Here is a 15,704-nt window from a genome sequence, read left to right as displayed (position 1 = left end):
TTACTACACTATATAATTAAATATAATATTATTTTGAGATATATACAACATACTGATAACGGTTGCAGCTTTACGTCAGTCCCGCTAAGCTTCCGGCTATGAAACCGACCCGAGTTCCCACCGCATTACAACAGGCCTGCATGCAGACCCTGCGTGATTATCTGACCCGCGCCTGCCGGGTACTGAGAACGGATTATCCGGAGCCTGAGCTGAACTATCGCCAGCGCGGCACGACGGCAGGCAGCGCCTGCCTGCAAAAATGGGAAATCCGTCTCAATCCGGTATTACTGACTGAAAACAGCCATAAATTCATACAGGATGTGGTCCCCCACGAGCTGGCGCATCTGCTGGTTTACCGACGTTTCGGCCGCGTTGCGCCGCACGGGCGGGAATGGCAGTGGATGATGACAGAGGTGCTGGGTGTTCCGGCCATCCGCACACACCGCTTTGATGTGACCTCGGTCCGCAGCCGGACATTCACCTACCGCTGCCAATGCAAAACGGCACATGAACTGACCGTCCGCCGCCATAACAAAGTGTTGCGCGGGGAAAGTCAGTACCTGTGCCGTCATTGTAAAAGTACGCTGGTGCGGGATAACAGTGCGGCTGCAATATCATCCCCCGGCGACCTTACACCAGATCAGTCATAATCAGCTTGGCTGTCTCGAAGTAGATAATCAGCCCGGTACCGTCAATCAGGGTGGCAATAAACGGTGCGGAAACCACTGCCGGATCCACTTTCAGACGCTTAAGCACCATCGGAATAATGGAGGAGACAATCGCACTCCAGACCGTGATACACACCAGTGTCAGACTGACCACCATCATCACTTCCGGCCCGACCCCCAGGAACCAGGCGCGGATCATCCCCGCACATCCCATGGTCAGGGCCACCAGCAGTGACGTGGACAGCTCTTTGCGCAGCACCGCGCCGATATTACGCAGACTCACTTCCCCGAGTGCCATGGCACGGACGAGGGTTGAGGTGATCTGAGTACCGCTGTTACCCCCGGTGCCGATCAGCAGCGGGATAAAGAAAGCCAGTGAGATAGCCGCTTCCAGTTGTTCCTCAAATGCCTTGAGCACCGTACCGGTATACGCTTCCGCCACGAACAGCATCAGCAGCCAGACTGCGCGCTTGCGCCACAGTGTGAACGGGCTGGTGCTCAGATAAGGCTCATCCAGCGGCTGGGAACCGCCCTGTAATGCCGCATCCTGCGTGTTCTCATCCTCAATCAGCTCCGCAATATCCTGCGGACGCAGAATACCGGCCAGCTTGCCGAACTGCACCACCGGCACCGTATCAATCCCGCTGTTATTGATAAGCTCGTACACATCGTGCCGGGACTGCTCCGGTGAAACAGAAAAATAGGTCTGGCGCATCACATCGGCGACAAACGTATCTTCCGCTGCCGTCAGCAGGGCTTTGACCGGCAGGATACCATTCAGGTAATTATCCTCATCCAGTACATATAAATAAGTGGGGATCTGCTCACCCTCCAGTTCCTCACGCAGCGTCAGTTTGACGGCAGCAATCGTGTCTGACACGGTCACGCGGATATACGCCTGACTCATGTAAGCACTGACGGCGTCTTCATCACTGCGCTGCGGACGTTCGGTGTGGTGTGGCGGATTAACGGATGGCGCGGAAATGACCAGCGCGTCCGCTTTTTCGTAGTTGGTTAATTTCATGATGTGTGACCCTAATGTCTGTTATGGACTTCAAACAGCACTCCAATAGGGGCGAAACCAGATGAGAGAATGCGTAGGCTATCTCACGTCTCGGTTTTAGCACTATACAACGTATCCCGCAGACTGCGGGAAGTTACTTCGGGTTATACCTTCTGTTCGATATAACCTGTCCTAATCTTGGGCGTCTCTCGACGTCGTCAGATCAGCAACCTTTGTTTGTATAGGAGCCTCGCCTAACGAGATACTGCACCTTAAATGCGGCGCGAATTATAACTCTCATAAATTATATGGCGAGGACTATTACTCTTTCGTTTAGAAAGCATTGAGGTTACCGATCAGGTCCGGGAACCCAGATCGTTATCACTCTCATCACCGGTCAGCTGCCGTGTCACTTCCTCACAGCGGACAATTTTGCCGTCTGCCAGACGGAAACAGGCGAAAACCTCAAAGGCGGCGTGTTCGCCACTGACTTTTTCCGCCTTCGCGATATGCTGAGTATGCACACAAGACTCACCTTCTGCGATGGATTTAATCTCAATGGTAATACTGCGGGTTGCCATTTTCAGGGCATTAAGATGGGCAAGAAATGCGGGGAATTCAATTGTCTGACCATTCACCACCTGAACATAATCACGGGAAAAATACTGTTCAACCAGGGATTCATCACCGATATGTTCACCGAGCACATCAGTCAGGGCACGGGTTACAAACTCTGTCTTATTCATTGCTGAAAATCCTTTTTTATTATGATGACATTTACAGCATAGCGGAAACCCGGCGTTTATCCGCCGGAAAACAGAAAAGCGCCGCTGAAAACGACGCTTTTTTGCCATTATACCGAATGATTCTCAATCAGGCTAATTCAACATTGCCCTGAATCTGACAGCTGCACGCCAGAACATAACCCTGCTCAATCTCTTCGGGGGTCAGCGTCATGGTACTGGTGGTGGTGTATTCACCGCTGCGGACACGGGTTTTACAGCTGCCGCAGACACCGGCACGGCAGGCGGCCATCACCGGCACACTGTTGGCTTCCATCGCCGCCAGCAGCGTCATACCGACAGGCACTTTCACCTGACGCAGCGGGGACTGAATCGTCATGGTGACCATCTGCTCTCCGGCTTCTGCTTCCGGCTCCGGCCCGAAACGCTCCATAAAGAAGCTGCCCGGATCCACATTCAGTGCCTGACAGAATGTCTGCACATTCTTCATATACGGCGCCGGACCACAGGTCATCACCGTGTGCTGTGCGATATCCGGGATCAGTGCCTTCAGTTTTTCTTCTGACAGGCGCCCGGATAATAATTCATCCGTCTCATCACTGTTTTCCACCATCAGGATCAGGCGCAGACGGGCCGGGAATGCAGTCAGCAACTGCTGCCATTCCTGAGCAAAAATCACCTGCTGTTTATCACGCACGTTGAAAATCACCGTCACCCTGCTTTCCGGCTGACGGTGCAGGATCCATCGGGTCATCGACATCACCGGGGTCACGCCGCAACCGGCAGCCAGCATCAGATAGCGCTCCGCCGGACGGGCATCACAGGTAAATTCGCCCTGTGCATCAGACAGCCACAGGTAATCACCCGGTTTCACCTCGCCGGTCAGCCAGCCGGAACCCTGTCCGTCATCCAGACGGCGCACTGTCAGGCTCAGGAACGGGCTCAGTCCCGGTGTGGAAGATAAGGTATAAGCACGCAGTGTCTCATCACTGTTGCGGATACTCACCAGCGCATACTGCCCTGCGTGATACTGATAAAAATCGTGGTTAATCAGATTGATAGTCCACACATCCGGGGTTTCCTGCCTGACAGAATGGACCTGCATGCGGTTCGGACATAAAGACGTCGGCATTGTCATCGGGCTCTCCTGACTCCGTGCCGGAGAAGGCGTGTCCCCCTCTCCGGTGCTAACAGTTACAGCAATTACGCGCCTAACACAGCGTGTAAATCATTTTCAACAGTGGTAATAGGACGCATACCGAATTTTTCATTCAGTACATTCAGCAGATTGTCCGTCAGGAACGCCGGTGCGGTCGGGCCGGTGAAGATATCCTTCACACCCAGCGCCAGCAGAGTCAGCAGGATCACAATCGCTTTCTGTTCAAACCAGGAGAGCACCAGGGTCAGCGGCAGATCATTCACGCCGCAGCCCAGTTTCTCAGCCAGTTTCACCGCCAGCATAATCGCGGAATACGCATCGTTGCACTGACCGACATCCAGCAGGCGCGGTAATCCTTCCAGAGTCCCGAAATCCAGTTTGTTGAAACGGTATTTACCGCAGGCCAGGGTCATAATCAGGCAGTCCTGAGGCACCTGACGGGCGAAATCGGTGTAATAGCTGCGCTCACCACGGCTGCCGTCGCAACCGCCGACGAGGAACACATGACGCAGTTTGCCGGTCGCCACCAGGTCAATCACGGTATCTGCGGCATTGAGCAGCGTTTCACGGCCGAAACCAACGGTGATCAGGTGTTCGATTTCGCTGTACGGGAAGCCGTCCATCGCCTGAGCCTGCGCGATAATATCGCTGAAATCATCACCGGTCAGGTGTTTTGCGCCCGGCCAGCCGACGATACTTCGGGTCCAGATACGGTCGGTATAACTGCCCGGATTCGGATCCAGGATACAGTTGGAGGTCATCAGAATCGGCCCCGGGAATTTGGCAAACTCAGTCTGCTGGTTTTGCCAGCCGCTGCCGTAGTTACCGACCAGATGCTTGTATTTTTTCAGTTCCGGATAGCCGTGTGCAGGCAGCATTTCACCGTGGGTGTAAACATTCACACCGGTGCCTTCTGTCTGTTGCAGCAGCATATGCAGATCTTTGAGGTCATGACCGGAGATCAGAATCGCTTTACCTGCTACCGGACGGACGTTCACGGAAGACGGCGTCGGATGACCGTAAGCTTCGGTTTCACCGGCATCCAGCATTTCCATGATTTTAAAGTTCATCATACCAATCGCCATGGACTGGCTGAGCAGCTCACCCATATCAGACGGATCAGTACCTAGCCACGCCATGATTTCATGGTACTGGCCGTAAATCTCATCACTGTACTTGCCCAGCACATGGGCGTGCTCCATATACGCCGCCGCCCCTTTCAGGCCGTACAGGCAGAGCATACGCAGACCGTGAATATCATCACCGATAGCCTGCTTATCTTTATTCAGGGCAAATTCATCGGCCTGTTTCACCAGTGACGCAATATCCGTGCCCTTCAGTTGCAGGTTTGCTAACGGGTGATTCACAACCAATGCCGGATTTTTCGCCAGGCAGCGTTTCATCAGGCTGTCACGCATCACAATCGCTTCCTGCGCATAACCGATGATGCGCTCAGAATCGAAGTTAACGTTGGTTAATGTGGAGAAAAACGCACGCGGCGCAAAGCTGTCTGTGTCGTGATCGATGATACCTGATTCACGCGCAGCAACCGCCCACGCTGAAAGACTTTCCAGTACTGCCACCAGCAGATCCTGTAAGTCAGATGTTTCTGCGGTTTTACCGCACATGCCCTGGGCATAGGCACAACCATTACCCACCGGCGTACGCATCGTTTGTTCACATTGCACACAGTACATGCTCTTGCTTCCTTATAAGTTGTATTTTATATGCAACATAAGAATACGCCATTTCAGACCGGTGAAAAGGGGTTTTCCTGACTATCATTCCTTTGCTTGATCTAAAGCAAAAATTAACCGGCACGACACATCACTATCGCGAATGATTAACATTTACAATGTGTTAAATGTCATGCTGACTAAGGGATTGTCCGATAGTTTGGAATACGGCGGCGTGATATAAACCGGTAAGGAAACTGACCAGAGGATGGATAAAATGTTATATATTGATGATAACGGATTAGTAAAATCAAACCGCATTACCATTAAACGATTCAGTAAAATCGAGCGCGACCCGATGGATAAAGTGAACGGTATTATTGTTCACCAGACTGGTACGCCTGCTGAAACACATGTCTTTAACAGTTACAGTCATGCAGGCAGTAATGGCGCTCACTTCTTAATTGATAAAGAAGGCGTGATTTATCAGACGGCTTCGTTGTTTAAAACAACGTGGCATGTGGGACAAATGAGATCCCGCTGCCTGATTACAAAGAAATGTGAGCCTTCGGAGTTAAAGAAGATGGCTGATTTAGAAATAGGGAAAAAATTTAAAGATATATCTGATACAGAGAAATCAAGAGTATTCCCTGAACGTTATCCCGGCAATATCGATAGTATCGGGATTGAAATAGTTGGTAACGCGTATAGCCAGGAAGGAAAAAAAACATATGAATATGAAAATGTTAACTCAAAACAAAATGCATCTCTTAAGTGGCTTATCGCTGAGTTAATCGAAACATTAGACATTTCCTCTGACGAAATATACCGGCATCCTGATGTGGGACGAAAGAATAAAACAGAAGCGAGTACAGCATCATGGTAAAAAAAATAGCGATTATCACCGTTATATTTTTTGCATTACCTGTAATGACTCAGGCCAGGTCTGTAAAAAATATTGAAATAATTGAATCCGGTACTATTTATGACGGAGAAAATAATATATATGAAAAAGAAGCGTGCAAAAGTTTTATCCCGGAGAAAAAACAACTCATAAAATTCTTTAAGTTCGCAGAAGAATCTAAAGAAAACAGATGGTTACATGATTATTACTCTGCCTGCATTTCATACGGAAGCGTTCAGTTTAAGGATGGCCAATCCGGTAAATGGACACTCCAGTCAAGTGGCCTTGCATCAGTCATTCTGAATGACGGCAGTTCCGTTTATTTTTTCTATAAAGATAACGCGTGGAAAGACCCGAATGCCTGCACTTATGGTTTAGGTGATGAGCCAAATCCTGATCCCGGATGTTAATAGCGGTAAACTAAAGCGGATACAGCACTATGGTAAAGAAAAGAGATATCCTGTTATTTGTCCTGTTTTTTGTGCCGGCTATTATGAATGCTATGTCTGTAAAAAATATAGAAATAGAAAATTCAGGAATTACCGTCACAAAAAATCCCCCGGCGGGCGAAGTTAATGCCTGTAAAAAATTCACACCAAATAAAGAACAACTGATCAATTACTTCCGGTCAGCACAAACATCGTCAGACATGTCATGGGATCATGATTATTATTCATCCTGTATTTCATACGGCAGTCTTGAACTTGAAAATGGTCAGACAGGTGAATGGCGAATATCATCAAGCGGTGCCGGTGATATCCGCTTTCCTGATGGTAACTATATCTACCTGTTCCGCGAAAAGAATGAATGGGTTGACTCTTATTTATGCGGTGATGAACCCGATTGCTGACATATTCTGCCCTCTCCCGGGATAACGGGCGGACCAATCCATCAAAACCGCCCGTTCCCCGCTAAAACAGCAAGGTCACATTCACACCAAGAATGGCTTTCACCACAGCCATTTAACCCCCAAATACCGGGCTAAAAAATCAGCATTTTAGTCACTTTCTGTTAAAAAATTATTGCGTACAGGTAATGATTGTAATTATCATTTGCCTTCCTAAATTCTCACGGAAACCTGAGTGATGACTGATTCCTGTAACGCATCCTGCCGCCCTGCCCGCCTCACGCCGCTGGCACTCGCACTCGCTGTTATCAGCAGCGGCAGTATCGCCGCCACCGCAGATACTGAAACCCCGCTCGTCGTTGTCGGCAACTGGCTGGATAACACTGATAACAGCGATACGCTGCTGAACCACGGCGGCGCACGGACCATCAAAACCAAAAAACAAATTGATGAGTCCGGGGCGGAAACCATCGCGGATGCTCTGCGCGGTATCCCGGGCGTTCAGGTGCGGGACAGTAACGGCACCGGCGGCAGTGACGTTTCACTTAATGTCGGTATCCGCGGGCTTCCGGCACGGCTTTCCCCGCGCTCCACCATTCTGCTCGATGGTATTCCGCTAGCCGCCGCCCCTTACGGACAGCCGCAGTTATCCATGTCACCACTCTCGTTAGGCTCCATCAGCAGCATTGACGTCATGCGCGGTGCCACCTCCGTCCGCTACGGACCGCAAAACGTCGGCGGCGTGATTAACTTTGTCACTAAACCGATTCCGGAAACCTTCAGCGGTTCCGCGTCCGTCAAAACACAGGGCGCGCGCACCGGCGGGCTGAAAACCCTGACCGATGCCTCTGTCGGCGGATCAAAAGAAGACGGTTCTGCGGGTGCGCTGCTGCTCTACTCCGGCCTGCACGGTCAGGGTTACCGTAAGAATAATGATAATACCGATATTGATGACATTATCCTGAAAACCCGTTACGCCTTCAGCGATACCGATGAACTGCTGGCAAACTTCCACTATTATCATGCGCAATCCGGGATGCCGGGCGGCCTGTCGGAAGCACAATACAAAGCCGATCCTTACCAGTCAGTCCGCCCGCTTGACCGTTTTGAAGGCAACCGTCAGGATATGTCCTTTAAATACCGCCATCAGGAAGATGATAAACAGTTTGAATTACTGACCTGGTTCAGTAAAAGCTACCGGGGCAGCTATATTGAAAGCGAAGGAACAAAAGAGAATGCCGGCAAGAGCCGACTTGTTTCCTATCCGCGTCACTACACCGCTTACGCCATTGAGCCAAGCTATTCACAACTGTTCCGTTTTGATAATCAGTCCCACGAAATCACCCTGGGTTACCGTTATCTGAATGAAACGGCGGATGAAAAAGCCTACCGCTCCGGCTGGTATCCGACCGGTTCTCAAAGCTCACGCCCTCAGACAGACAATTACTATCAGCACACCTCCGGCGGTACAGAGGCCCATGCCATCTATATCGATGACACCATCAATGTCGGTAACTGGACGGTTATTCCCGGTCTGCGTTATGAAAATATAAAAATTCATCTCGATGACGGTTTCCGTAACCAGTTCCGCAGCAAAAGTTACAGCGAGCCGTTACCGGCACTATCGGTCATTTATCATATTGATGATCAGTGGAAACTGTTTGCCAACGCCGGCAGCTCATTCGGCAGCCTGCAATATTTCCAGCTTAATACCGGCGGCGCGGGTAATGATCCGGCAAACGGCCTGAGTGCGGAAAAAGCCCATAACTATGAAGCCGGTACACGATTTGATGACGGGCTGCTCTCGGCGGAAATGACGCTGTTCTATATCGATTTCAATGATCAGCTGCAATACATTGAAAACTCAACCGGCTGGACAAACCTCGGCGCGACCACCCATCAGGGGGTGGAGCTGGCGCTGAATTATGACCTGAGTGAAGCAGCGAAATGGCTCGACGGTGTCAGTATCTACAGCACTTATACCTACACCAAAGCAGTCAGTAAACGCGGTAATTTTGCGGATAAAGATCTGCCGTTCTACTCCCGTCAGCTCTTTACTGCCGGTGCCCGCTATGAAACCGGCAACTGGGTGTGGAATCTCAACACCTATGCGCAGTCAAAACAGCAGTCACCGGGAACCGGAAAAAATTACATTACCGAAGGCAGTGCTGACGGGCGTTACGGCATAATTCCGGGCTATATGATGTGGGATGCCCGTGCCGAGTATCACTTCGGCCCGCAATGGTCCGATCTGACACTTGCCGCCGGGGTAAAAAACCTGTTCGACCAGGCCAGTTTTACCCGCTCGACAGATAATAACTACGGCATTTACGCCGGGCAGCCGCGCACCTTCTTTGCGCAGGCTTCCGTGAAGTTTTAAAGGTTACTTTATATGATGAAGCACATGTTCCACGCCGCCGGACGTTTTCCGGCGCTTATCATCACACTCTGTGCCGCACTCGCGGCACTGTTGCCGTTCAGCACAGCAGCGGCACCGATCACGGTGACGGATATTGCCGGGCGGACAGTCACCGTCAATGCCCCGGTCTCCCGGATTATGCTGGCAGACAGCCGGGTACTGGTTGCGCTGAATATTCTGCATCCGTCTGAACCGCTGAAAGGTATTGCGGCATGGGATGATGCACTGACCAAAAAAGCACCGGATCTGCGCATTGCGTATGAAAAGCCGTTTCCGCAGCTGAAAGATATTCCGGTATTTCCTAATCCCTACACATCGGATTTCAGTGTCGAAAAAGCGCTGACTTATCAGCCGGATCTGGTGATTTTTGATACCGGACTGCAAAGTAAACTGACCGAAAGCGGCACTCTGGATTTGCTGGAAAAAAGTGGCATTCCGGTGATATTTATCGATTTTCGTCAGTACCCGCTGCAAAACACCATGCCGAGCATGGCACTTTTGGGGCAGGTCTTCGGGCAGGAAAAACAGGCAGCGGCATTTAATGATTTTTACCGCCAGCGACTGGATCTTATCCGTTCCCGGGTTGCAAACATTCCGGAAGACAAAAAACCGACAGTCTTTATCGAACGGGCGGCGGGTCTTGCCGGAGAAAACAGCTGCTGCAAAACCTTTGGTAACGGTAACTTCGGGGAGTTTGTTGCCACAGCCGGAGGACATAACCTCGGGGCCGACTGGTTTAAAAACGGCATGGGGGGTGAAGTGAATGAAGAACAGATTATTGCTGCCGACCCGCAGTTTTATCTGATGACCGTTGCCGACTGGGAAAATACCCGCAAAGGCAGTGCCTCAGTACCGCTCGGCTATACCGGCTCTGCAGAGCGGGCAGTACCGGCACTGGAAAAACTGATGACACGGCCGAAACTGCAGCATCTCACCGCGTATCAGCAAAAGCAGGTACTGGCACTGTATCAGCAATACTATGACACCCCGTTCAATATTATTGCAGTGGAAGCTATCGCCAAAATGCTGCATCCGGCACTGTTTCCTGAGCTCGATCCGCAGGCAGACAGCCTGATGCTGCATAAAACTTTTACTGCACTGGACGGCAGCGGTCTGTTCTGGCTGCAACCCTGATCATCACATCCGTTTCCGTATCTGAAAAATAACGGGCAGTTTTCTGCCCGTTATCTGCACGTCCCGCCGCTATTTCTTCTGATATAACTCATTCGCCATATCAATACTGTCTGCGTTAACATCCCGGATATGGTCACGTGTCAGACGGTACACCACCGGGCTTAATAAGATCAGTGCGATCAGGTTCGGGATCGCCATCATGGCATTCAGGGTATCCGCCAGCAACCAGACAAACTCCAGCGACTGTGTGGCACCAATCGGTAACGCAATCAGCCACAACACACGGAAAACCTTAATTGCCTTCACGCCGAACAGATACTGGACACACTTCTCACCGTAGAAACTCCAGCCGAGGATTGTGGTGAAGGCAAAAATCGTCAGTGCAATCGCCACAATATAGTTTCCGCCCGGAATCGCCGCTTTAAAAGAGGAAGCGGTCAGTGTGGCACCGGTTTCCGCTGTCAGCCAGCCGCCCATAATGACAATGGTCAGCCCGGTCACCGAACAGACAATAATGGTGTCAATAAAGGTGCCGAGCATAGCGATAAGTCCCTGACGGATCGGGTTCTGGGTTTTCGCGGCAGCATGCGCTATCGGCGCACTGCCCAGACCCGCTTCGTTGGAGAACACGCCGCGCGCCACCCCGAAACGGATAGCCGCCCAGACAGTTGCCCCGGCAAACCCGCCCTGCGCCGCCACCGGTGTAAAAGCTGAAGTAATAATGAGAGAGAACGCCGCCGGAATTTCACTGATATTCAGCGCCAGCACCACAAGACCGGCGCCAAAGTAGCCGACAGTCATAAACGGCACCAGTTTACCGGCCACGTCGGAGATACGGCGGATCCCGCCAATCAGTACCGCACCGACCAGCAGCACCAGCGCCACGCTGGTCACCCATTTGTTGACGCCGAAATTACTTTCCAGCACATCTGCCACCGAGTTGGCCTGAACGGTGTTCCCGATGCCGAACCCGGCACAGGCACCAAATACCGCAAACAGTGTCCCCAGCCAGACCCATTTCGGGCCGAGGCCGTTTTTGATGTAATACATCGGGCCGCCGACATACTGCCCGTACTTATCCACTTCACGGTAACGAACCGCCAGCACAGCTTCTGAGTATTTTGTCGCCATACCGACCAGCGCCGTCATCCACATCCAGAACAGTGCGCCCGGCCCGCCCATCACCACCGCCGTTGCCACACCGGCGATGTTGCCGGTACCGATAGTGGCGGACAATGCGGTCATCAGGGCATTAAACGGGGAGATCTGCCCTTCCCCGCGGGATTCATTGCGCTGAAATAATAATCTGAACCCGGTTCCCAGTTTACGTATCGGTAAAAAACCCAGCCGAATCTGCATATATAACCCGACACCCAGTATACCCACCAGCATCGGCACTCCCCACACCACGCCGTTCAGCGCGCCCAGCCACTCTGTTATCAAATCCATTCACGCCTCCTGACCGGCCCTGTTACTTTTTTATTTTACGCAGTACATATATGTAACATTTATTTATCATTTATTACTAAAGCGGAAAAATGCCGGGAATGCGAACAAAAAATGTCCGGATTTGCGTTGGATTTTTGAATCTGTGAAGGGTGTCACTTGTCACAAATTGAATTAAAATAGCGACTAATTTTTATCTGAAATGGATCATGTCCAGCCATGTCTGATGCTTTACCGCATACGACAGCCACGCTTAAACGCCGTTATCGTGTGCTCAAACGCCTTAAAGAACGCAACCTTGCCCCTGTTACTGTCCTGCTGCTGGCGGCTGCCGTCGGCGCACTCGCCGGTTTTACCGGTGTACTGTTTGAACGCGGGGTCAATTGGGTCGGTGAATACCGGGTCAGCTCGCTGACTGCACTGACAGAAAATAAAGGTATTCTGATCCCGCTGATGTTTATTGTTTCCGCCCTGCTGGCCATGTCAGGCTACTGGCTGGTGCGGCGTTTTTCGCCGGAATCCGGCGGGTCGGGGATCCCGGAAATTGAAGGGGCATTGCAGGATGTCCGCCCGGTACGCTGGTGGCGGGTGCTGCCGGTGAAATTTATCGGCGGGCTGGGCACGCTCGGCTCCGGTATGGTGCTGGGACGTGAAGGCCCGACCGTACAATTAGGGGCGAATATCAGCGGACTGGTCAGCGCGCTGGCCGGGGTGGAAAACAAAGAATCCCGCCACGCATTGCTGGCCACCGGTGCCGCCGCCGGTCTGACCGCCGCATTTAACGCGCCGCTCGCGGGGATCCTGTTTATCATCGAGGAAATGCGTCCGCAGTTCCGTTACAGCCTGATTTCCATCAAAGCCGTTTTTATCGGCGTGATCATGTCGAGCATTGTTTTTCAGACCTTTAACAGCGGTGCACCAATTCTGGATATCGGCAAATACCATGCCGCCCCGCTCAATACCCTCTGGCTCTATCTGGTGCTGGGAATGGTTTTCGGTGTGATTGGTGTCATGTTTAACCGCTTTCTGCTCACCATGCAGACACAGTTCCGCCGCTTTTATCAGGACAAAACATCCCGTTTTGTTGCCACCGGCGGGCTGATTGGCGGATTATGCGGCATTGCCGGGCTGTACTGGCCGCAGGTGACCGGCGGCGGGTTTGCGGTGATCCCTGATGTTGCCGCGCTGCACTATTCCCTGACCGGTATTCTGATGATCTTCCTGTTCCGCGTGCTCACCACAGTTATCTGCTTCAGTTCCGGTGCACCCGGCGGGATCTTCGCACCGACACTCGCACTCGGCACACTGTTCGGCAGCTTCTTCGGCTATGCCGCCATGCTGTTGTTTCCGCAGTATCAGATTGAACCGGCGACATTTGCCATTGCCGGGATGGGAGCACTCTTTGCCGCCACCGTCCGCGCACCGCTGACCGGTATTGTGCTGGTACTGGAGATGACAGATAACTATCAGCTGATCCTGCCGATGATTATCACGTGTCTGGGCGCAACACTGCTGGCGCAGTATCTGGGCGGGCGTCCGCTGTATTCAGTGCTGCTGGAGCGGATCCTGATGCAGAACGGCACGCCGCCGGAAAAAACCGGTGACGCGCCGCGAGGGTAATATTAATCAGGCTTTTTTGCGGGCAATCAGCGTGGCGAAATTCAGCCTGATCCGGTTGCCCGCCGCATCAGTGCGGTGCAGATGTCCCGGGTTTTCGTTGTATTTCAGAATGTCCCAGTCCGCATAATAGCCGGATAACTCGCCCGGTTTCAGGAAGCAGTCAAACGGCAGTTCGTCATACGGCATATTCTCTGTTTCCACCGGGCAGACAATCAGGTTATACCCGTCCGGGCGGGTATGCGCCTGCATATCAGCGATGATCGCGGCAATATTCTCTCTTTTCAGGAACATCAGCACGACTGTGGAGATAATGATGTCGTAATCATCCTGTAACGCATGCTGGTTGATGTCATACACCTGAGTGCGGATATTGCTGATCCCGGCTGCGGCTTTCACATCTTCAATCGCCTGAATATGCTGCGGATTAATATCTGCGGCCGTCACATCATAACCGAGCTGTGCCAGGAAAAAGCTGTTGCGCCCGCGTCCGGAGCCTAAATCGAGTGTTTTACCCGGTTTGGTCATTGTCACCAGTTCACGGACTTCAGAATGCGGACGGGTCAGTCCGTGGATTTTATAGAATTCATCTTCAGGCAGACACCAGAAGGCAAGCTGACAGGAAATATCATCACTGACAGATTCAATTTTGTGCCACACCTGTGGATCAAGGCGCGGAGGCTGATGTGCGGTATCAAAATGGTAGCGGGTCTCTTCGCCGTTGTCACCGAAAACGACAAAATCCATCTCACCCGCCAGAACAGTCAGCTGTGCCCACGTACCTTCCGCCGTATTATGGCGATCCATAAAGGCCATCGGGATAGTGTTTTTTTGCCAGACCGGCAGGGTTTTATAGCAGACTACATTTTCCATTTTACGCCTCACCTTAAAGATGCATTTTAAATACATCTTATATCCTTTCCGGTGAGGCGTAAATGGTTTTTATTTCTGACGGGCGATAACTTCGTTTATCCCCTGAAAGACAAACGGTTTGGCATCCGTGAAATCACCTGCCACATCACCGGAATAAATATTTTGCTGTTCCGGCCCCAAATCCAGTTTCTTCACTTTGCCGTTTTCTTTGCTGAAATCCACTTTTTTCAGATCAACCCAGAAGACATTCGGTGTCAGCGCTGATTCAAAGAAATAAATCTGACGTTTGTGATCGACCACCGTGCGCCAGCGGGTGGAGGAGATATTCGGCTCCTCTTCGGTATTCAGCCCGAACGGCACAGATACATTGCGGATCACACTGAACACCGACGCCACCGCTTTATTCGGCGTGGTCGCTTTCGGAATCGCATTAATATAGAAAGACCCGCGCGCAAAACGGTCAGCAGAGCGGTTGGTGCCCGGCAGCATCACAGTGCCGTTGATTTGCTGCCAGTAGCTGTCCAGTGCCAGCTGCTCGCTGAATACCGGAGAGTTGGTCATCACCTGATATTTGCGGCTGTGATGAATCACCTGCTTACCATCAATATATTCAATAATGGCGCTGTCACCGGAGGCATCAGATAATGAAAGGTGCAGTGTCGCCAGGCGCTCTTCGCCGGGTACTTTATCGGTTATGACCGCAAACGGCTCTTTTTCCAGTGCGGTAACCGCTTCTTCAACAGTTGCGTAGTTATCCAGCACATATTGTGCCCAGGCCGAGATACTCAGGGTCGGTTTGTTGCTTTCCGGTGTCGGATACACGGATTCCACCAGCCACAGCAGGTTTGCGGACAATCCCTTTTCATTAATACCGTCAGTCGTGGCAACATCATAGCCGGAAGCCACCACACTGCCGTATTTTGACACCCATTTCACGGAATTCGGCCCGGCGGCACCATCACGCGCCATCCCCTGCGGGAAAATCCATAAATTGGTACCGACATCACTTTTCCAGTCCATTGACCGGGCGGTGATCACCTGAGCATCATCCCCGAGATACACCAGCCGGGTGCAGGCAGAAGCAATCTGAGCAGTCAGTAATGTGGCCGACGCGACCGCACCGGCAAGTATAATTCGCTTAAATGTCATGAAAAACCCCTTTTCATTACGTCCGGCAACCGGCGATTTACCGGTTACCCTTCCTTATTACTGTAG

14 protein-coding genes and 1 riboswitch are annotated in these 15,704 nt (G+C 51.7%); of the genes, 7 read left to right on the top strand and 7 right to left on the bottom strand.

Features of this window, described 5'->3' with window-relative positions:
* The first annotated feature begins 98 nt into the window (after positions 1-98).
* Positions 99-650 (top strand): SprT family zinc-dependent metalloprotease, encoded by a 552-nt coding sequence (locus tag U868_RS0107400; protein ID WP_025152740.1) that lies wholly within the window; start codon positions 99-101, stop codon positions 648-650.
* On the opposite strand, the gene U868_RS0107395 is transcribed toward U868_RS0107400, so the two are convergent.
* The 4 genes from U868_RS0107395 to hcp all read right to left on the bottom strand — a co-directional run bounded on the left by U868_RS0107395 (position 631) and on the right by hcp (position 5,270).
* Positions 631-1,692, bottom strand: coding sequence for a magnesium transporter (locus U868_RS0107395; RefSeq protein ID WP_025152739.1), 1,062 nt, complete (start codon positions 1,690-1,692; stop codon positions 631-633). The two genes, U868_RS0107400 and U868_RS0107395, sit on opposite strands and share 20 nt — an antisense overlap.
* A gap of 75 nt (positions 1,693-1,767) precedes the next feature.
* Positions 1,768-1,940: riboswitch (M-box (ykoK) riboswitch) on the bottom strand.
* 87 nt (positions 1,941-2,027) lie between these two features.
* Positions 2,028-2,417 (bottom strand): nuclear transport factor 2 family protein, encoded by a 390-nt coding sequence (locus tag U868_RS0107390; protein ID WP_025152738.1) that lies wholly within the window; start codon positions 2,415-2,417, stop codon positions 2,028-2,030.
* Between the two features lie 127 nt (positions 2,418-2,544).
* The gene (hcr, locus tag U868_RS0107385) at positions 2,545-3,552 is read right to left on the bottom strand and encodes an NADH oxidoreductase (protein ID WP_025152737.1); all 1,008 of its coding nucleotides are present in this window, start codon (positions 3,550-3,552) and stop codon (positions 2,545-2,547) included.
* 65 nt (positions 3,553-3,617) lie between these two features.
* Positions 3,618-5,270: a hydroxylamine reductase gene (gene hcp, locus U868_RS0107380; protein ID WP_025152736.1), complete on the bottom strand. Its 1,653-nt coding sequence runs from the start codon at positions 5,268-5,270 to the stop codon at positions 3,618-3,620.
* 247 nt (positions 5,271-5,517) lie between these two features.
* Here hcp and U868_RS0107375 point away from each other — a divergent pair, with 247 nt between their 5' ends.
* From U868_RS0107375 to U868_RS0107355, 5 genes are all read left to right on the top strand, one after another.
* Positions 5,518-6,135, top strand: coding sequence for a peptidoglycan recognition protein family protein (locus tag U868_RS0107375; protein WP_036411573.1), 618 nt, complete (start codon positions 5,518-5,520; stop codon positions 6,133-6,135).
* Positions 6,129-6,563 (top strand): hypothetical protein, encoded by a 435-nt coding sequence (locus U868_RS0107370; protein ID WP_025152734.1) that lies wholly within the window; start codon positions 6,129-6,131, stop codon positions 6,561-6,563. The genes U868_RS0107375 and U868_RS0107370 overlap by 7 nt, the downstream gene beginning before the upstream one ends.
* 29 nt (positions 6,564-6,592) lie before the next feature.
* Positions 6,593-7,003: a hypothetical protein gene (locus U868_RS0107365; RefSeq protein ID WP_025152733.1), complete on the top strand. Its 411-nt coding sequence runs from the start codon at positions 6,593-6,595 to the stop codon at positions 7,001-7,003.
* A 235-nt stretch (positions 7,004-7,238) separates the two neighbouring features.
* Positions 7,239-9,380 carry a TonB-dependent receptor family protein gene (locus U868_RS0107360; protein WP_025152732.1) on the top strand — a complete coding sequence of 714 codons (2,142 nt, stop codon included), beginning with the start codon at positions 7,239-7,241 and terminating at the stop codon, positions 9,378-9,380.
* Between the two features lie 15 nt (positions 9,381-9,395).
* A complete protein-coding gene (locus U868_RS0107355) occupies positions 9,396-10,553 on the top strand; it encodes an ABC transporter substrate-binding protein (RefSeq protein WP_025152731.1) in 1,158 nt (385 codons plus the stop codon).
* A 69-nt stretch (positions 10,554-10,622) separates the two neighbouring features.
* Here U868_RS0107355 and U868_RS0107350 read toward each other — a convergent pair whose 3' ends face one another.
* Positions 10,623-12,002, bottom strand: a complete 1,380-nt coding sequence (locus U868_RS0107350) for an alanine/glycine:cation symporter family protein (RefSeq protein ID WP_025152730.1) — start codon at positions 12,000-12,002, stop codon at positions 10,623-10,625.
* 216 nt (positions 12,003-12,218) lie between these two features.
* Here U868_RS0107350 and clcA point away from each other — a divergent pair, with 216 nt between their 5' ends.
* Entirely contained in the window at positions 12,219-13,619 is a 1,401-nt protein-coding gene (gene clcA / locus U868_RS0107345; RefSeq protein WP_025152729.1) for a H(+)/Cl(-) exchange transporter ClcA, read from the top strand.
* Positions 13,620-13,625: 6 nt separating this feature from the next.
* Here the strand turns inward: clcA and tehB are convergent, their stop codons facing one another.
* Both tehB and U868_RS0107335 read right to left on the bottom strand, forming a co-directional pair.
* Complete coding sequence (gene tehB, locus U868_RS0107340) at positions 13,626-14,489, bottom strand: SAM-dependent methyltransferase TehB (RefSeq protein ID WP_025152728.1); 864 nt, start codon at positions 14,487-14,489, stop codon at positions 13,626-13,628.
* Between the two features lie 69 nt (positions 14,490-14,558).
* Positions 14,559-15,638 (bottom strand): linear amide C-N hydrolase, encoded by a 1,080-nt coding sequence (locus tag U868_RS0107335; protein WP_025152727.1) that lies wholly within the window; start codon positions 15,636-15,638, stop codon positions 14,559-14,561.
* Between the last annotated feature and the right edge of the window lie 66 nt (positions 15,639-15,704).

The sequence above is a fragment of the Morganella morganii H1r genome, assembly GCF_000633515.1.
In the GTDB taxonomy this organism is placed as follows: Bacteria; Pseudomonadota; Gammaproteobacteria; order Enterobacterales; family Enterobacteriaceae; genus Morganella; species Morganella morganii_B.
The sequence above is the reverse complement of the archived record's forward strand: the minus strand, read 5'-3'. Positions and strand labels throughout refer to the sequence as shown.